General features: G+C 65.4%; 15 protein-coding genes. 11 read left to right on the forward strand and 4 right to left on the reverse strand.

Translation table 11 applies throughout. The features are described 5' to 3' along the window. The first annotated feature begins 118 nt into the window (after positions 1-118). Together ABZ319_RS12415 and ABZ319_RS12420 are read left to right on the forward strand one after the other, a co-directional pair. Positions 119-3,220 (forward strand): hypothetical protein, encoded by a 3,102-nt coding sequence (locus ABZ319_RS12415; protein WP_354986463.1) that lies wholly within the window; start codon positions 119-121, stop codon positions 3,218-3,220. A gap of 84 nt (positions 3,221-3,304) precedes the next feature. Then, entirely contained in the window at positions 3,305-3,844 is a 540-nt protein-coding gene (locus tag ABZ319_RS12420) for an SUKH-4 family immunity protein (RefSeq protein ID WP_354986464.1), read from the forward strand. Positions 3,845-3,995: 151 nt separating this feature from the next. On the opposite strand, the gene ABZ319_RS12425 is transcribed toward ABZ319_RS12420, so the two are convergent. After that, on the reverse strand, positions 3,996-4,739 hold the full coding sequence (locus ABZ319_RS12425; RefSeq protein WP_354986465.1) for a helix-turn-helix domain-containing protein: 744 nt from the start codon (positions 4,737-4,739) through the stop codon (positions 3,996-3,998). A 934-nt stretch (positions 4,740-5,673) separates the two neighbouring features. Here ABZ319_RS12425 and ABZ319_RS12430 point away from each other — a divergent pair. Continuing rightward, the gene (locus ABZ319_RS12430; RefSeq protein ID WP_354986466.1) at positions 5,674-6,072 is read left to right on the forward strand and encodes a hypothetical protein; all 399 of its coding nucleotides are present in this window, start codon (positions 5,674-5,676) and stop codon (positions 6,070-6,072) included. Positions 6,073-6,403: 331 nt separating this feature from the next. Here ABZ319_RS12430 and ABZ319_RS12435 read toward each other — a convergent pair whose 3' ends face one another. Beyond that, positions 6,404-6,904, reverse strand: a complete 501-nt coding sequence (locus ABZ319_RS12435) for a MarR family transcriptional regulator (protein ID WP_354986467.1) — start codon at positions 6,902-6,904, stop codon at positions 6,404-6,406. 102 nt (positions 6,905-7,006) lie between these two features. Here ABZ319_RS12435 and ABZ319_RS12440 point away from each other — a divergent pair, with 102 nt between their 5' ends. Then, on the forward strand, positions 7,007-7,933 hold the full coding sequence (locus ABZ319_RS12440) for an EamA family transporter (protein ID WP_354986468.1): 927 nt from the start codon (positions 7,007-7,009) through the stop codon (positions 7,931-7,933). A gap of 80 nt (positions 7,934-8,013) precedes the next feature. Then, entirely contained in the window at positions 8,014-8,652 is a 639-nt protein-coding gene (locus ABZ319_RS12445) for an NAD(P)H-binding protein (RefSeq protein ID WP_354986469.1), read from the forward strand. Positions 8,653-8,733: 81 nt separating this feature from the next. Here ABZ319_RS12445 and ABZ319_RS12450 read toward each other — a convergent pair whose 3' ends face one another. Continuing rightward, complete coding sequence (locus ABZ319_RS12450; RefSeq protein WP_354986470.1) at positions 8,734-9,465, reverse strand: S1 family peptidase; 732 nt, start codon at positions 9,463-9,465, stop codon at positions 8,734-8,736. 235 nt (positions 9,466-9,700) lie between these two features. On the opposite strand from ABZ319_RS12450, the gene ABZ319_RS12455 reads away from it, so the two are divergent. Then, complete coding sequence (locus ABZ319_RS12455) at positions 9,701-10,453, forward strand: MerR family transcriptional regulator (RefSeq protein WP_354986471.1); 753 nt, start codon at positions 9,701-9,703, stop codon at positions 10,451-10,453. Positions 10,454-10,597: 144 nt separating this feature from the next. Continuing rightward, the gene (locus ABZ319_RS12460) at positions 10,598-11,179 is read left to right on the forward strand and encodes a hypothetical protein (protein WP_354986472.1); all 582 of its coding nucleotides are present in this window, start codon (positions 10,598-10,600) and stop codon (positions 11,177-11,179) included. 84 nt (positions 11,180-11,263) lie between these two features. Here ABZ319_RS12460 and ABZ319_RS12465 read toward each other — a convergent pair whose 3' ends face one another. After that, positions 11,264-12,532, reverse strand: coding sequence for a hypothetical protein (locus ABZ319_RS12465; RefSeq protein WP_354986473.1), 1,269 nt, complete (start codon positions 12,530-12,532; stop codon positions 11,264-11,266). 270 nt (positions 12,533-12,802) lie between these two features. Here ABZ319_RS12465 and glf point away from each other — a divergent pair, with 270 nt between their 5' ends. Genes glf through ABZ319_RS12485 form a run of 4 tightly spaced genes read left to right on the forward strand, consistent with a single transcriptional unit; the run spans position 12,803 to position 17,509 of the window. Beyond that, positions 12,803-13,999, forward strand: a complete 1,197-nt coding sequence (gene glf, locus ABZ319_RS12470; protein ID WP_354986474.1) for a UDP-galactopyranose mutase — start codon at positions 12,803-12,805, stop codon at positions 13,997-13,999. After that, positions 13,996-15,954 carry a glycosyltransferase gene (locus ABZ319_RS12475; RefSeq protein WP_354986475.1) on the forward strand — a complete coding sequence of 653 codons (1,959 nt, stop codon included), beginning with the start codon at positions 13,996-13,998 and terminating at the stop codon, positions 15,952-15,954. Before glf ends, ABZ319_RS12475 begins: the two co-directional genes overlap by 4 nt. Continuing rightward, on the forward strand, positions 15,951-16,535 hold the full coding sequence (locus ABZ319_RS12480) for a phosphatase PAP2 family protein (RefSeq protein WP_354986476.1): 585 nt from the start codon (positions 15,951-15,953) through the stop codon (positions 16,533-16,535). The genes ABZ319_RS12475 and ABZ319_RS12480 overlap by 4 nt, the downstream gene beginning before the upstream one ends. A 26-nt stretch (positions 16,536-16,561) precedes the next feature. Next, entirely contained in the window at positions 16,562-17,509 is a 948-nt protein-coding gene (locus ABZ319_RS12485) for a decaprenyl-phosphate phosphoribosyltransferase (protein ID WP_354986477.1), read from the forward strand. The last annotated feature ends 10 nt before the right edge of the window (positions 17,510-17,519 follow it).

A 17,519-nucleotide genomic window follows, 5' to 3' on the forward strand; every position in this document is an offset into this window, starting at 1 on the left:
TTTCAGGGCTGAGTCGCCGCTGCGGCGCGAACTTCCACGGCCCGGCTCATCCGGATCCCCATTCCATTCGCGGAGTGGGGATTTTTCATGCCCAGATTCGGAAGGCGGATCAACTTCGATGTCGAATCCCTTCGGCGAGACGACCGGTCCGCCTTCCTGGGTAGGCCCGCGTTCGGCGGCGTGGAATCTGATGACCGCCAGCGGTCTCGCCCAACAAAACCCGGCAGCCGACGGCTTAGTCGCCGGCAGAACCATCAACCTGTCGGTCAAGGACGGTGTAGCGGCGGCACGCCAATACGCCCGAATCCGCAATGTCGAGGCCCTGACCCAAAACCCGCCCGCCGTCGCGCAGTCGATCGGTCTGCCGATGGGCCCAGATGCGGTCGGCGGCCCGACGGGCCCTGTTCCCCACGTACCGATGCGACAGGACAACGAGCAGCTACCGGTGACCCAGGGCGGCTCCGCCGCACCCAGCACGACGCTGCCCGCTCCCTCGAATCCACAACCGCAGCTGCCGAATTCCCAACCCGCGCCACAGAATCCGAATCCGGCTCCGGTCCAGAACGCAAAACTGGTCGCGGACGGCCCGATTCCCGGCGGGCCGGATCAAGTACCGCAACCGGTTGTGCAAGCTCCGCCCATTGTTCCCCGAGTGGAAGGGCAGCCGTGGGTATCAGGCCCTAACCAGTCGAGCGTGGTCGTGGAAGGCACCGGCGGCCAGACCGTCGACACCACGACCTTCGACAAGGACGGAAACCCCCTCGACCAGGTCCGGGCGGTGTCCGACGGCGCCGGCGGTGCGACCGTGTGGGTTGCCCATGCCGACGGCTCGCACTCGGTCACCTACGTGGCGCCCGACGGCACCCAGGAGACCTACAAGGTTCCACCAGGCGGCGACCCCGTCAACGGCGCTACCGAGCGCATTATCGGTGACGGCCAGGGAAATTGGCTGAAGCAGGGACAGAATGCGGATGGGTCGCCATCGACAACGCTGATCGAAAAGCAGCCCGACGGCATCACGTATTACGAGACCACAACGCTTCCGGGCGGTGGCACCAGCACAACTGCGACGCGCCCCGGATCGCCGGAATTCAGCACGCCATGGCTGGTCGGTGAAACAAGGCCGGATAAGTCCGGTTGGCGGCTCCGGTACGACGGCTCAACGAAGTATCTGAATGCCGATGGTTCCGGATACATCGAAGGCGGCCTCGACTCCACTAAAACCACGTTCGGTGTCGATCAATGGGGCCAGCCATTCACACAGCTGCGCGATCCGGTCAACAACCAAATCGTCACTCGTGTTTCGAAGGACGCCAATACCGACCATCCCTGGACCGAGATCATTATCAGCGACGGTCAAGGGCGGTCCGAAGCACATTATAGGGAAGGGCCCGACGGCAATCCGCAGCTGATGTGGCGCAACGCTCCAGGCTACAACTGGCGCGAAATGGAATATGGCTTCGATGAAAATCGTGTCGTGCTCGATGAGTACCGTGTTGAGCCCAATCCCGCGGGTGGCGAATATGTAAAGGACGGCAGCGTCGTCCTGGGAACCATCACCACAGACCCGGACGGGACCCGGCATTTCAAGCCCACTCCAGAATACGGAAAACGCCCCCCTTACGCGTCGTTGCTGCTCGAAATAATCATTCCCCCTGACGGTAAGAACCCGATCACCATCAGCGGTAATGATCCGAATCATCCGATACGGCACATCGAGTGGAAAACCAAAACGCAATTCGGAGAGATTCCAGGTATGCCTGAGATCGGCTCTGGTGTTGGTCCTTTCGGTCAGGAGAACACTGGTTTCGCGAATAAATTCGGTACGGCTTTCCTGGGCACTTACCAAGGAATGCTTCCATTGGTGGCGATGGGTGGTCCGGATGCTCCGGGCTTCGCGGCTGCATGGTCGGCAGTCGGTAAGAATGTCGCAAAGACCGCCGCCATAGCGGCGTTGACCCTACAGTACGGGCCCGCTGGATACACGCTGGCCAATAGTGGCAACGTTCCCGGTCTGAACAGCGGAGAAGCGAATCAGATCGTTCGCGACTTGGCGAACAGCCTCGGCTATGACGATTTCAAAAAGGGAAACATAGGCGACGGCTTGGGCACTCTGCTCGGCGCCTTGGTCGCGGGCTCTGGGATTGGAGCCGGGAGCGGACTCGTGCTTCGGCCGATAATACAGGGCGCGCAGGGCGCAATTGGCGCTGCTGTCAGAGCCGGTGCTCGGCTCCCTGGTGCAGATCCCAGCATCCCAGCAGTGCGCGATCTGCCTAGCGCCTGGCCTGCCTTGCACTCGCAGCGTGCTACGGGAGATTCGGTTCCCAATTACGGATATCGGCCATTACACACACGAGTTCCTCTCTGGGTGCCGAAAGCCGTGCTGAATGGATTTGAGCGAGTAGTTTCCGTTCCTCGCCAGATCCAGAACCTGGGATACGGCCTGATCGAAAAAACGCTGGAGATCCATGCAAGGTTGATGGTAGCGGAATCACGCAGTGGGCTTGTGGGATCCACAAATGCCGGCGACGTCGTTATTTCGCGGTCTGTGTCTCTCGGCGACGGGCCGATGGCCAAGGTGCCGGGGGCACGCCCTAAAACGAGGAATCTCCCTCGAAAGGGGTGGGAGATGGATGGTCGAACGTTCGATCGGGGTGCGCTTTCAGAGCCTCCGGCGCCCACATGGGTGAGATTCGTCGAACGGACCCTCGATGATGGGACCGTCCTCAGGATGCAGGTGGATAGGCAGAGATTGTATCCCGATTACACGAGAGGCTTTGCTGATATACCAGCGCCCTTCAAGAACGCAGATGGTTCATGGACTATCAATCTTAGGATGCATCAAGGTTGGAACGTTTCTGATTTCGACGTTAAATCTCGGTATATGCAGGGGCTCGGCGCTCAGGGCAAGCTGGTCAAAAGGTCCGGGGATGGCGATGATCGTACAAAGCGCACCGATTCCTGGCGTCGTGCACGCGAACGTGAAATATTCAACACGGCGAGAAGTCAACGAGAACTGGATGCTCTGATTCGTGAGCTGGATAATCAGCAAATTGATCATGCTCACGAGTTACAATTGGGAGGCAAGGATCTGCACAGCAATATGTGGGCTCTGGATGCTGTAACCAACCACGGTATGGGTGGTCAGATCAATTCGCAGTTGGCGAAGGTTCTGGATGAAGGAGCAGTTATTCGAATCAATATACTACCTACTGTATGAAAGTCGGTATTGACGGATTCGGCTTCATCCTTGATAGGATCCCTTCGTGGCCTCGAATGCTCGATTGAAATGGGGAAATTAACAATGACTACCCGTCAGCAGTACGTGGATGCCTGGGGCATCGATAACATCTTCGAGTTCCCGCGGGCCGAGTTCATCGAAGAGTTTCGAGCTCCAGTGGAATCGTATCCCGAGATCGATTTCATTCCCACCGATATGTCTGTGGTATTCACGTCCTATCTCGAAGGTGGGAAATACAGTCTTTACGATTCGATCAATTTGCGAATTGCTGATGACGAATTCATGCCGCTGGTGATTATAGGTGCAGTGCCGAGTGATCCTGACTCGGCGCTGTTCTGTTTCGATGCCAATGGCGGTCGAGTAGTACTGTTGGGTACCGAAGCCGGTACGCTCGAATTGGTGAACTCGACATTCAAGGCTCTGTCGGATTTCCTCTATCAATTCGCACTGTTCATCGACGCGGATACGGGGATCGACGGCCGTGCGCAGCGGGCGTCCGTGCTCTTCGAGAAGCTTCGCTCAATCGACGAGGCGGCGTTCAAGAATCCGGAGTCTTGGTGGACGGTCGCGTTGACTCAGCTGGGAGCAACTCTCTCTCGCTGACTGCCCGGGACGTCGGTATCAACCTGATGTTGTCCAGCTCATTCTCTGGTACCCGCGTTGCTTGGGTATGTGGGAATCAGCCGCCAAGGGCGGTCCGACGCGCCGTCGTGGGCTGAGTTTCGTTGCGGTTAGTACGAACCGTAGGGCGCCCTCACTTGCCTGATTCGTGCTGGCTTCGGCAGGCTGGAATCAGGCGGAGCAGCCACCACGGCCGGTCCGGGAATTCCGGGCTGTAGAGGCGAGCCAGCAGCGGGTGAACCTCGTTGCTCGCGGGCTCGCGGACCAGTATCTGATCGCGGAACTGATCGGCAATCGGGAGATTGGTCGTCCACATCCGTTCCCACTCCGGCGATTTCCCGCAATTCTCGATCAACTCGAGGGTGTGGACATCCGTTGACGGATCCGGCGTCAGGGTCCGGAACGCGCAGACCAGGCGGTGGGCCTCCTGGCGCCACTGGGGGACGACCGCCGGGGCCGCCGGGTTCAGCAGGATCCATTCGATCAGGTTCGTTCCCGGGCCCGTGCCCGGGAAGGCGTGTTCGAACGCCGGGTTCACCGCCACCGCGGTGAACGCCGGGATCAGGAAGAAGCCGGCCGGATGGCCCAGGCTTTCGAGGTCATCGAGGTCGGCGGGGGTCGGGGCCGGTGTCGGGGCGTCGTCCGTGGTCAGCATCCCCGGCAGGCTCAGGTTCAGGATGTGCCGCCGTTGCAGCGGGGGCACATCCAACCCGTCGAACAGGATCCGCAGGTTCGCCAGCGTCGTCGGACGAGTTCCCTGTTCGATCTTCTCGATCAACGACACCGACAGGTTCACCCGGCTCGCGAGTTGCTCGCGGGTCAGGCCGGCCGTCCTGCGCCGATGGCGAATGAAGGAGCCGAATGGGTTGCCGGACAACGTTTTTCACCTGTCTGCCGGGGGTCGGGAGCTATTCGTTTTTGAGTCCTCGCACGGATTGTGTGGACGGGGATCGTTGACCTCGTCTCGTCTGATCTTGAATACTAGAACATATGTTCGAACGATAAGCGATTCGGTGAGCGTGTCTTCAGTGGTGAGGGCGGGGTTGCCGGCGTGGCTCGATTGGGAGGCGGTCCGGTGGGCTGGATGGGCGAATGCACTGGCGGAAGAGTTGGGTGGGCGATGGCCGCCGCGGGGGTCGGGCGTGGGACGCTCGCCGCGCGGACCGGGCTTTCCGAGAACCTTCTCGCCGCCCGACTCGCAGCGCCCGCCTCGTTCCGGCTCGACGAGCTCGCGCTCGTCGCCTCGGCGGTGGATAGGGGAGTGGTCGAACTGTTGCCCTGTGTTCGTGGGCCGGCGGGGCAGGTGTGTGTGAGTTGCGGTGGAACGAGGTCGGGGAGCGGCATTGCGCCGCACTCGCGAAGTAGTGGATGGGTTTGATTGACGAGAGCGGCACTCCCGAATGGGGAGTGCCGCTCTTTTCGTATTTGTGGTGTTGATGAATTGGGGAGAGGCTGGGGATGGGCTGGGGATAAGTGGCGCAGGGGATTCCGGGAGCGTGGGAGAGGTTGTGGATGGGTGTGGATCGGCCGCGACGGCGCAGGTGAAACGACCCGGTTCACGTGAAACGTGATGTGCGCCATAGTGATGACTAGGTCGCTATCGAAATCCACAGGGGTCATTGGGTATTTGTGGATGAGTCCGCGCAGGTCGGGTCGAGTTGCGCTGGCGGAGAGCTACTTACGGGTAATGGGGAGAGTTGTGGAGATGTTGTGATTCACTTGATTTCTGTCGGTGGAATCCGATAGAAGTTAATCGTTGACAGGCCGCGCATTCGGCGCGGCGGGGTCGGGGAGATCGGGGTTCAATCATCATGATTCGTTCGTTCAAGAATGCCGGCCGCAAGGTGCTCGTGGGCGCGCTGGCCGCGGGGGCCGTTCTGGCCGGAGCCGGTGTGGCTTCCGCCAATGCCGGTATCAACGCGGCCGAACAGCCGGCCGTTGTGCAGCAGGTCGCCGTCGAGGTCGCGCCCGCCGCCGCGGCGCCCATTGCCACCGATCCGAATGCGCAGAATTCGGACCCGCTGGCGAATGCCGTCGCGACCGGCGCCGCCGGTGGCGCGATCATTCACGCCGTGCTCTGCCTGCTGGTTCCGGGCGCCGGTTCCGTTGCCGCTCCGGCCTGCGCGGTCGGTGGCGCGCTGAACGGCGCACTGCTCGGCCTGCTGGTCGGCGCCCTCGCGCCGCAGGTCGTGCCCCAGGTCCTGCCCTGATAGTTCGGGCATCGAGAGTTTCACCCTGAACGATGCGAACCCGACGGGGTTCGGTCGGTTCGAACGAATCTGACGAGGTCCGTTCGAATTTCTGAGTACCGCGTACGGCCGCGACTGACGAGAAGCGAACGCGCGTTGTGCTCACGGGCAATACGTATCGGAACTCCCGACGGGGAGTGACGTGCGTATTGCTTTGCAGCCCGGATTCCGTGGAATCCGGGCTCTTTTCGTTTCCGGGGCAGGCTTCCACAGCCGGCCCTGTGAACCCTGGGGATGAATCCGAATTCCCGAATTCGGCGCTGCGTCAGGACGGTCAGGACGGTCAGGACAGTCAGGACAGCGTTGTGTCGCCCCAGGATTCGCCGAGGACCCGCAGCAGCGCGGCCAGCTGTTCGCGGTCGGCGGGGGAGAGATCGGCGAGCAGCCGGGTCTCGTTGGCCAGGTGCAGGGGCAGCAGCTCGTCGATGAGGGCCAGGCCCTTGGGTGTCAGGTGGACCCGGATCGCGCGGCGGTCCACGGCGTCGGGGAGGCGCTCGACCAGATCCTTGGCGGCCAGCCGGTCGATCCGGTTGGTGATCGCGCCGGAGGTGACCATGGCGGCCTTGTTGAGGGCGCCCGCGGTGAGGCCGGTCTCCGATCCCGCGCGGCGCAGCGTCGCCAGGACGTCGAACTCCCAGCGCTCGAGGTCGTGGCCGGCGAAGAACGTGCCCAGCTCGCGTTCGAGGACGCGGGAGAGCCTGCTCAGGCGGCCGAGCACCTGCATGGGGGAAACGTCCACGTCAGGACGCACTTCCTGCCAGGAGGCGGCGATCAGATCTACGGCGTCGGGCATGGTTCGCTCCTGTCGCTGAAATGTTTCAACGTTGAGATACTTGACGCTGAAGCATCCGGGTGCTTTTATTTCAACGTTGAGATTATCAATGAGGAGCTAAAAATGACCAGCACCCGCCCCGGAGTCGCTTCCTACGCCGGAACCTTGGCCCTGACCGGCCTCGCGCCGTTGGTGTGGGGCTCGACCTACGCCCTGACCACCGAGTTCCTGCCCGCGGACCGGCCGCTGTTCACCGGACTCATGCGGGCCCTGCCCGCCGGGTTGCTGCTGCTGGCCATCACCCGCACCCTCCCGCACGGCGGCTGGATCTGGCGGGCCGGCGTGCTCGGCGCGCTGAACATCGGCGCGTTCTTCCCGCTGCTGTTCCTGGCCGCCTACCGCCTGCCCGGCGGCGTCGCCGCGGTGCTCGGCGCGGCCGCCCCGCTCTTCGCACTCGGCCTGGCCGCCGTCGCCCTCGACGAACGGCTCACCACCAGAAAGATTCTCGCGGCGGTGATCGGCATGGCCGGCGTCGGCATGGTGGTGCTGCGCTCCTCGGCCGCACTCGACACCGTGGGCGTGATCGCCGGTCTCGCCGGGGCGGCGTCCATGGCGACCGGCATGATCATGACCAAGCGCTGGGGGCGTCCCGAAGGCGTTGGGCCCCTTGCGATGACCGGATGGCAGCTCACCGCGGGCGGAATCATGCTGCTGCCGCTGGCACTGCTGATCGAAGGCGCTCCGCCCGCCCTGGACGGCCGCAACATCGCCGGATACCTGTTCCTCGGACTCGTGGGAACCGCCGCGGCCTACGCGATCTGGTTCCGCGGACTGGCCAGGGCCAACGCCACCTCGGTCACCTTCCTCGGCCTGCTCAGCCCGCTCTCGGCCGCCGTCATCGGCTGGATCGCACTCGGCCAGTCGCTCGCCCCGCTGCAGATCCTCGGCATCGTGATCGCCCTGGGCGGCACCCTGCTCGGTCAGCTGGCCACCGCGCCCAAGCCGGTCGCCGCAGCGGTCGAGGAGAAGGTGCTGGTTCGCGCCGCCTGACGGTGCGGAATCACCGTTCTTCCCAAGCGCATTCGAACAAGCAACCCCGTCACGCGAACACTCGTCCAAGGAGAGAAGTCATGCGCATCACCGTTTTCGGAGCCGCCGGTGGAGTCGGCGCCCGGGTCGTCACCGAGGCACTGGGCCGTGGACACCGGGTGGTCGCTGTCTCCCGCAACCCGGATCGCCTGCGCGACCTGCCGGTGGAGGTGGAACTGCGTGCGGGCGATGCCGCCGACCCCGAACAGGTCGCGGATCTGGGCGCGGACAGCGATCTGGTGATCAGCGCGACCCGCCCGGTCCCGGGTCGCGAACAGGAATTGGCCCAGGTCGCCGCCGCGCTGCTGAAAGGCCTGGGCGGCACCGAGACTCGGCTGCTGGTCGTCGGCGGCGCGGGCAGTCTCACGGTCCCCGGGACCGGGCGGACCCTGGCCGAGCAGCCGGATTTCCCCGCGGACCTGCATCCCATCGCCGAGGGCTGCAACCGGCAGCTCGCGGTCTTCACGGGCTACACGGGCGCCGTCGACTGGACCTATCTGAGCCCCGCCGCCCTGCTGGAGCCCGGCGTCCGCACCGGCGCCTACCGGCTCGGCGCGGACGAGCTGATCGCCGATGACGAAGGCAACTCGGCGATTTCGATGGAGGACCTCGCGGTCGCCCTGCTCGACGAGGCCGAGCGCCCCAAGCACCACCGGACCCGATTCACCGTCGGCTACTGAGCTATCGGCTACCGAGCACCGGCGCGAAACACGAAGGGCCCCGGACGCATACGCGTCCGGGGCCCTCGCTCGTGTGAGACGTCAGAAGAGGCGGAACCCCGCGCCGACTCCGCCGCGGCGGTCGATGTCGGCCAGCACCAGGGCGATGGTGGTCGAGATCTCCGGCTGGTGCAGGATGTCGCCCGCACCCTTGCACGGTGCGAGATCGACGGTGATCGGGCCGAGTTCGAAGTCCTGACCCGCCACGACCATGCCGACCAGGCGGTCGCCGACCAGCACCGGGGCGCCGGAGTCACCGTGGTTCGCGCACACCTGGCTGCGGAAGTACGAGTTGTGCGCCTCCCAGACCAGCCCGCAGGTGTAGCCGGTGGTGCGGCCGTTCTTGCAGGCCATGTCGCCCAGGCGCGGCGGCCCGCCGACGCCGTTGATCACCGTCTGCGCGACCTGGCGGGTCGGGGTGACCCGCTCGGGATCGAGCAGGATGACGGCCCAGTCGTTGCCTTCGCTCTTCTCGACGATGACCCCGATGCCGCCGCTGCGGGTGTACTCGGCGGCGATGCGGGAGCCGATCTGGCCGCAGTGCCCGGCGGTCAGCGCCACCAGGCGGTCCGCGGCGTCGTAGCCGACCGCGGTCAGGGTGCAGTCGGCGGTGCCGCCGGCGTCGTCGAGCTGTTCGACGTGCACACCGGAGCCGCCGCCGAGCACCACGGGCGGCGCCGCGTCGGCGGTGCCGGTGATCAGCAGGGTGGAACTGAGCGCGGTGGCCGCGACGGCCGCCCAGCGCAGGATTCGGGCACGGCCCGCAGAGAGCATTGTGAAGATTCCCCATCCCCGGAAGACGAACTAGGCGCGTGGAAACCGGTATTCGCCAGCGCGCCGTCGAATCGTTTCACGGGCTGTGACACGGGGGCAAGTCACTTCGGGCGATGACCGATTCGCTGCCCCATTCACCGCCGCGCGCCGCGCATACTGAATCGGGCTTGACCTTGACGTTACGTCAACTCGCATCCTGAATCGGTCGAGGTTAACGAGGGAGGAAGGGTCGGACGTGGCAATCGAATGGTCCATTCAGGAACTGGCGAAGGCCGCCGGAACCACCAGCCGCACACTGCGGCACTACGGTGAGATCGGGGTGCTCGAGCCGAGCCGGATCGGCGCCAACGGTTATCGCTATTACGACCGGGATTCCCTCGTCCGGCTACAGCGGATTCTGCTGCTGCGCGAACTCGGGCTCGGCCTGCCGGCCATTGCCGAAGTACTCGCGGGCGAACAGGACGCCGCCCAGGCCCTGCGCACCCATCTGGATCTGCTGCGTCAGGAGCAGGCCCGGATCGCGCGCCAAATCGCCTCGGTGACCACCACATTGCGCAAAACGGAAGCGGGTGAGCCACTCATGGCCGAGGAAGTATTCGACGGATTCGACAACACCGAATACAAGGACGAGGTCATCGACCGCTGGGGAAAGGACGCCTGGGAGAGCGGTGATCGCTGGTGGAACGCCATGAGCGAGGCCGGCAAGAAGGCGCACTTCCAGACCCACATCGACATCGCCGCCGACTACGGCCGCGCCCACGCGGACGGGGTCCCGGTCGAGAGCGATGCGGTGCAGGCCATCGTGCGCAGGCACTACGACTGGGTGACGACCGGCTGGCAGGGCACGTGCCCGGCCCCGGAATACTTCGTCAATCTCGGCGAAATGTATGTCGCGGACGAGCGATTCGCGCAGAACTACGACCGGCACGGCGCGGGCACCGCGGTCTACGTTCGCGATGCCATGCGCGTATTCGCCGAACGGCTGTAATCCGAATACGGGTAGCCGCGGGCCCTTTCGACGCTCATGCGCCGAAAGGGCCCGCTGCAGTCCTGATCACAGCCCCGAAATACGGCGTCGCCCCGAACCGCGCACCCCGGTAAGGTTCGCCGGAACGAGGAGGGGGACTCAGCCATGAGCAATCCGTACGGTCAGCCCTATCCGGGGGGTTACGGCTATCAGCAGCCGGGCTATCAGCAACCCGGATATCCGCCGCCGGGATATCAGCCCGGCTATCCGATGTATCCGCAATCTCCGCCCAGCGGCGCGACGGCCATCACCGCGGGCATCATCGCGTTGATTCTCGGTCTGATCGCGGGTATCGGCGGCATCATCGCGGTCATCGCCGCGGCCTCGCTGAGTTCGGATCGTTCGAGCGGTGGATACGGCAGCAGCCGCGCGTCCAATGATTTCGAGGCGCTGCTGATCGGCCTCGGCATAGTCGTGACACTCATCGGCGCGTTCTGGTTCATCGGCGCGCTGCTGTTGTTCGCGCGCAAGACCGCGGGCCGCGTGATGCTGATCCTCGCGTCCGGCCTCGGCGTGGTGAGCGGCCTGGTGCAGTTCACGCTCGGCGAGTTCACCACCCCGATCTTCGGCCTCGGCATCAGCCTGACGATCCTCGTCCTGTGCGCGGTACCGGCGACAGGCCGCTGGATCGCGGCGGGCAAGCACCCGGTCTACCCGCCCGGCTACAACCAGTACCCCTACTACTGACCGCGCCGCGGCAACACGTGCGGCACGAAGGCCGAACGGCCCGGACGAAACTCGTCCGGGCCGTTCCCCTTCTCCGTGCCGCGATCAGGCCGCGCACATCGACTGCATCACGCCCTTCAGGATCGGGGCGCCGTAGGTGGTCGGGGCGAACGCCAGGGTCTGGGCCAGGGACAGGGGGGTCAGGACCGTCGAGGCCACGCCGGTCCAGCCGGCGATCGTATTGCCCAGTGTCAGTAGCAGACTCGTGGTGTCCAGCGCCAAAGTCACCAGGTCGAAAGCGTTTTCGACGGTCACGTCGCCGAGGGGGACCGTCTCGAGCGCCCTACCCTCGTAGATGTCGAAGCCGAGGTTCGCCAGGAAGGTCAGGGGGCCGTAGTCCATCGCGGCGACGGCCGGGCCGAGTTGTTCCGTCCGGCGCAGCGTGATGACGTCGGCCACCCGGTTGTCGCGCAGGAAGCCCTGCAGCGCATCGGCATTGGCGTGCACGGTGGCAGCGTCGACGCCCAGGGCGGGGTGGGCGGCCAGAAAGTTCCGGGTGCGCTCGACCAGGTCCGAGGTCTTCAGTTCGGCCAGGGGAGTGCACGCGCCGTCGGCCAGGGTGAGTTGGTTCGCCAGGTCGAGCAGTGGCTGGGGCACGTCCACCCGGGACTCGGACAGCTCGAGGTGCAGCTTCTCGTAGGCCCCGGATGTGTTGCAGCCCAGCGCGAGTTGCGCCTGCACCGAGCGAGCCAGCGACTTCACGCCGTTGAAGATCGCGCCGACGATCGGCTTGAGCACGAAGCCGACGGTCGGCACCAGGCTCACCCCCAACTGGGCGGGGATCTTCACGATGCGGGTGGCGAGGATGAACACCTCGATCACGTCGTTGATCGAGAGCGCCGAGACCGCCACGGTCTGATGCAGCCTACCGGTGCGGAGCGCGTCGAGGTTGTTGACCAGGTGCGTGACGATCGGATCGTCCAGGTACTCCAGCCGGCCGCCGAATTCACCGGAGTGGATGGGCAGTGTCGCCCGGTGCACCCGCAGCGCGGCGACGGACCGCCGGAACTCGTTCACCTGCCGGTCGTAGTCGGCCAGCTGATGCGCGGGGACGACCGTGCGCACGGCGGTGGCGGCATTGGTGACGACATCGTCGACGGTGGCCGCGCCCTTTCCGCAGAGGCCGTCGGCGTCGGCGACCGCGACCTCCGCCAGGGTCTCCCCGGCCGCGCGGGCCGGAGCGGCGTTCGGGACGAGCGCGGCGGTGCTCAGTAGAGCCGCCAGGGTGAAGGCGCCCACGAGCGGGGCGAGGCGGGGGCGCTTGCGCGGGGCGAGCGAGGGAAACCCGGGCGGGGCGAGACGGGGGAACCGCATGGTGATGTGTGTCTTCCGGTCGAGCGAGGGGCACGGCCGCATACTGCGCACGGCAACGAACTGGACGGATGTTCAGCTCATGTGCGTATGTAATACAGCTCTCATGAAGTGCCCGTGCCCACTTTGGTGAATATCGGGCAAACATCCCGCTGCCGGATCCCGCTCGACGGGATGACCCGCGCCGCTCGCGACCGTATCCCCGAGCGCGTCGGAACCCGGCCCGCCGGAGCCAACGCGCGCCCGTACCGTCTTCCACTACGCTGGGCTCCCGTGACCGTCGCACCCCCCTTCGATCTCATTGTTGTCGGCTCTGGTTTCTTCGGGCTGACCATCGCCGAACGCACCGCCAACCTGCTGGGTAAGCGGGTCCTGGTCGTGGAACGCCGCTATCACCTCGGCGGCAACGCGTATTCGGAGGCGGACCCCGAAACCGGTATCGAAATCCACAAGTACGGCGCCCATCTTTTCCACACCTCGAACAAGCGGGTGTGGGACTACGTGAATCAGTTCACCGAGTTCACCAACTACCAGCACCGCGTCTTCGCGATGCACAAGGGCCAGTCCTACCAATTCCCCATGGGACTCGGCCTGATCTCCCAGTTCTACGGCCGCTACTTCACCCCCGAGGAAGCGCGCGCCCTCATTGCCGAGCAGTCCGCCGAAATCGACACCAAGGACGCGGCCAATCTCGAAGAGAAGGCCATCTCCCTGATCGGCCGCCCGCTCTACGAGGCGTTCGTGCGCGATTACACCGCCAAGCAGTGGCAGACCGATCCCAAGGAACTGCCCGCCGGAAACATCACCCGCCTGCCGGTGCGCTACACCTTCGACAACCGCTACTTCAACGACGCCTACGAGGGCCTGCCCAAGAACGGGTACACCGCGTGGCTGTCCAAGATGGCCGAGAACGACCTCATCGAGGTCCGCCTGGACACCGAATGGACCGACGTCCGCGACGAGATCCGCGCCCAGAACCCGGACGCCCCCGTCGTCTACACCGGCCCGCTGGACGCCTACTTCGACTACGCCGAAGGCGAACTCGGCTGGCGCACCATCGATTTCGAGACCGAAATCGTCGAAACCGGTGATTACCAGGGCACCTCGGTCATGAACTACAACGACGCGGACGTCCCCTACACCCGCATCATCGAACCGCGCCACTTCCACCCCGAGCGCGACTACCCGGCCGACAAGACGGTCATCATGCGCGAGTTCTCGCGCTTCGCCCAGACCGGCGACGAACCGTACTACCCGATCAACACCCCCGACGACCGCGCCAAGCTGCTGGCCTACCGCGAGCGCGCCAAGGCCGAAACCGCCGCCAACAAGGTGCTTTTCGGTGGCCGCCTGGGCACCTACCAGTACCTGGACATGCACATGGCCATCGGCGCCGCGCTCAGCATGTTCGACAACGTGCTGCGCCCGCACCTGGAGTCGGGCGCCGCGCTGGTGGACACCGCCGAATGACCGCACAAGCCACCCTGGAAGCCATGACAACCGAGACCCGGGCCATCTCACTCCTACAGCGCGTCATCCTGCCCCGGCCGGGTGAACCGCTCGACGTGCGCACCCTCTACCTGGAGGAATCGGCGACCAACGCGCGCCGCTCGCACGCACCCACCCGCACCTCGCTGTCCATCGGCGCGGAGTCCGAGGTGTCGTTCTGCACGTACTTCAACGCGGTGCCCGCCAGCTACTGGCGGCGCTGGAGCGTGCTGAAGTCCGTGGTGCTGCACCTGGAGCTCGCCGGGCACGGCCGCGTCGACGTCTACCGCTCCAAGGCGGACGGCTCGCGAATCCACGTGCAGGGCAACGAATTCGGATCGCCCGGTAGCGGCGCGAGCCACGAGCTGGATTCGGCGCACCGCAGCACCGTCGAATTCGAGGTCGAGCTGGCCCCGTTCGAGGACGGCGGCTGGATCTGGTTCGACATCACCACCGACAGCGCGGTCGAACTGCGCGACGGCGGCTGGTACGCGCCGACCGAGGCGCCGGGCGAGGGCAGCATCGCCGTCGGCATGCCCACCTTCAACCGGCCCACCGACGCGGTGAAAACCATTGCCGCACTCGGCAACGACCCGCTGGTGCTGGAGAAGATCAAAGCGGTCATCATCCCGGACCAGGGCAACCGCAAGGTGGTGGACGAGCCCGGTTTCGCCGAAGCCGCACTGCCGCTGGGTGATCGGCTCGCCATTCACAACCAGCCCAATCTGGGTGGGTCCGGCGGTTACAGCCGGGTCATGTACGAGGCGCTGAAGACCACCGACGCCGAGTACATCGTCTACATGGACGACGACATCGAGATCGAGCCGGACAGCATCCTGCGCGCGCTCGCCTTCTCGCGCTTCGCCAAGTCGCCCATCCTGACCGGCGGCCAGATGCTCAACCTGCAGGAGCGCTCGCACCTGCACACCATGGGCGAGGTCGTGGACCGGTCCATCTTCATGTGGTCCGCGGCCCCGAACGTCGAGTACGACCACGATTTCTCGAAGTACCCGCTGCGGGATCGCGACAATTCCAAACTGCTGCACCGGCGCATCGACGTCGACTTCAACGGCTGGTGGACCTGTGTGATCCCGCGGCAGGTGGCCGAGGAGATCGGGCAGCCGCTGCCGCTGTTCCTGAAGTGGGACGACGTCGAATACGGTTTGCGCGCACGGGAACACGGCTATCCGACCGTTACCCTGCCGGGCGCGGCCGTGTGGCACATGGCGTGGAGCGACAAGGACGACGCCATCGACTGGCAGGCGTACTTCCACCTGCGCAACCGGCTGGTGGTCGCCTCGCTGCACCTGCCCAACGACGGCCGCCCCATGGTCGTCAACACCGTCAAGGCGACGCTGAAACACCTGCTGTGCCTGGAGTACTCGACGGTGGCCATTCAGAACGAGGCCATTCGCGACTACCTCGCCGGGCCGGACCGCCTGTTCGACCTGCTGCCCAGCGCGCTGGGCAAGATCCACGCCATGCGCAAGCAGTTCCCGGACGCGGTCGTGGTGCCGTCCTCCACCGAACTGCCCATGGCCAGCCGGGCCGGGGTCGGCGCGGTCGGCGAACCCGGCAACCCGATCGCCAAGATCGCCCGCCTGGGCCGGGGCGTGCTGCACAACTTCCGTAAGGCGGACACCCGCCACCACGAGACCCCGCAGCTGAACGTGCCCACCCTGGACGCGCGCTGGTTCCTGCTCTCCCAGGTGGACGGCGTCACCGTCACCACCGCCGACGGTCGCGGCGTGGTCTACCGCAAGCGCGATCCGCGGCAGGCCGCGGAACTGTTCAAGGAATCGATGCGGCTGCGCAAGGAACTGGCCGAGCGCTTCCCCGAGGTGCGCGAGCAGTATCGTGCGGCGCATTCGCATCTCACGAGCAAGGCGGCGTGGGAGAACATCTTCGGCATCGACGCAGGGAACGAGAGCAAATGACAGCAGCAGATTCGGCCGCCGTGGCGGACCGCGGGTTGCACGCCGTTCCCGACGCGTCGTCTGCCCCGGGGGACTCGCCGTTCGAGGTCAAGATCCTCAACGCGGTGCAGGGGACCATCGGGCAGAATCCGGCGGTGGTCAAGGCCGCGCGCGGGATGTCGCACTTCGGTGAGCACTCGCTCGGCTGGATCGGCCTGGCCGCGGTCGGCGCGCTGGTCGACAAGCCGCGCCGGCGGCAGTGGGCCGGGGCCGCGGTCGGCGCGTTCGGCGCGCACGCCGCGTCCGTCGTGATCAAGCGAATCGTGCGCCGCCCCCGCCCGAATCATCCGTCCGTGCAGGTCAACGTGTCGACGCCGAGCAAGCTCAGCTTCCCGTCGTCGCACGCCACCTCCACCACGGCAGCGGCTGTGTTGCTCGGCAGACTCACCGGGCTACCCTTGCCTGCGGTGCTCGTCCCGCCGATGCTGCTGTCCCGAGTCGTACTCGGGGTGCACTACCCCTCCGACGTACTCGCCGGTTCCGCGCTGGGCGCCGCATCAGCCGCCGTTGTGCTTGCCGCCGAAAAGAGACTCGCCAAGTGACCGCACAGGAAAGAGCGCTTGTTGACATGAGCGAAGAGCCGACCGGGACCGACCTAGCCGAGGGGGTCGTCAAGGGCCCGCCCAAGACCCTCGCCGGCGGCCTGATCAAGGCCATGCGCCCGCGCCAGTGGGTCAAGAACGTGCTGGTGCTGGCCGCGCCACTGGCCGCGGGCAAGACCGCCGCCGGTGATCTGGTGGTCGGCGACTGGACGGTCATCGGGCATGTCGGCATCGCCTTCCTGGTGTTCTGCATGGCGGCCTCGGGCATCTACCTGGTGAACGACGCCCTCGACGTCGAGGCCGACCGGGCGCATCCGACCAAGCGTTTCCGGCCCATCGCGGCCGGTGTGGTGCCGGTGAACCTGGCCTACATGCTGTCGGCGGCGCTGCTGGTGGGTTCCATCGCGGTGTCCTTCGTCGCGTCCTGGCATCTGGCCGTGGTGATGGCCGTGTACATCGGCATCCAGCTGGCGTACTGCTTCGGCCTCAAGCACCAGGCCGTGCTCGACATCTGCATCGTGTCCTCGGGCTTCCTGCTGCGCGCGATCGCGGGCGGCGCGGCGGCCGACATCAAGCTGTCGCAGTGGTTCCTGCTGATCATGGCGTTCGGCTCGCTGTTCATGGCGGCCGGAAAGCGCTACGCGGAGTTGAAGATCGCGCTCGACACCGGCGCGAAGATCCGCAAGTCCCTGCAGTACTACACCCCGACCTACCTGCGTTTCGTCTGGATGCTCTCGGCCACCGCGGTCGTGGTGTTCTACGGCCTGTGGGCGTTCGAACAAGGCCGGGTCAAGGACACCGACTGGTTCGCGATCTCCATGATCCCGTTCACCATCGCCATCCTGCGCTACGCGGTCGACGTCGACGGCGGCGAAGCCGGTGAGCCGGAAGAGATCGCCCTGGGGGACCGCATCCTCCAGTTCCTCGCAATAGCCTGGATCGGAGCGGTAGGTGTCGCTGTCTATCTCACCTGACGTGGTCGAG

Source organism: Nocardia sp. NPDC005978 (assembly GCF_040614455.1).
Lineage (GTDB): Bacteria > Actinomycetota > Actinomycetes > Mycobacteriales > Mycobacteriaceae > Nocardia.

Coding starts and splice junctions, on each gene's coding strand:
- ABZ319_RS12465 (WP_354986473.1), bottom strand. CDS start 12,532: ATGCGGTTCCCCCGTCTCGCCCCGCCCGGGTTTCCCTCGCTCGCCCCG.
- ABZ319_RS12445 (WP_354986469.1), top strand. CDS start 8,014: ATGCGCATCACCGTTTTCGGAGCCGCCGGTGGAGTCGGCGCCCGGGTC.
- ABZ319_RS12475 (WP_354986475.1), top strand. CDS start 13,996: ATGACCGCACAAGCCACCCTGGAAGCCATGACAACCGAGACCCGGGCC.
- ABZ319_RS12450 (WP_354986470.1), bottom strand. CDS start 9,465: ATGCTCTCTGCGGGCCGTGCCCGAATCCTGCGCTGGGCGGCCGTCGCG.
- ABZ319_RS12430 (WP_354986466.1), top strand. CDS start 5,674: ATGATTCGTTCGTTCAAGAATGCCGGCCGCAAGGTGCTCGTGGGCGCG.
- ABZ319_RS12440 (WP_354986468.1), top strand. CDS start 7,007: ATGACCAGCACCCGCCCCGGAGTCGCTTCCTACGCCGGAACCTTGGCC.
- ABZ319_RS12485 (WP_354986477.1), top strand. CDS start 16,562: ATGAGCGAAGAGCCGACCGGGACCGACCTAGCCGAGGGGGTCGTCAAG.
- ABZ319_RS12415 (WP_354986463.1), top strand. CDS start 119: ATGTCGAATCCCTTCGGCGAGACGACCGGTCCGCCTTCCTGGGTAGGC.
- ABZ319_RS12460 (WP_354986472.1), top strand. CDS start 10,598: ATGAGCAATCCGTACGGTCAGCCCTATCCGGGGGGTTACGGCTATCAG.
- ABZ319_RS12435 (WP_354986467.1), bottom strand. CDS start 6,904: ATGCCCGACGCCGTAGATCTGATCGCCGCCTCCTGGCAGGAAGTGCGT.
- ABZ319_RS12480 (WP_354986476.1), top strand. CDS start 15,951: ATGACAGCAGCAGATTCGGCCGCCGTGGCGGACCGCGGGTTGCACGCC.
- ABZ319_RS12420 (WP_354986464.1), top strand. CDS start 3,305: ATGACTACCCGTCAGCAGTACGTGGATGCCTGGGGCATCGATAACATC.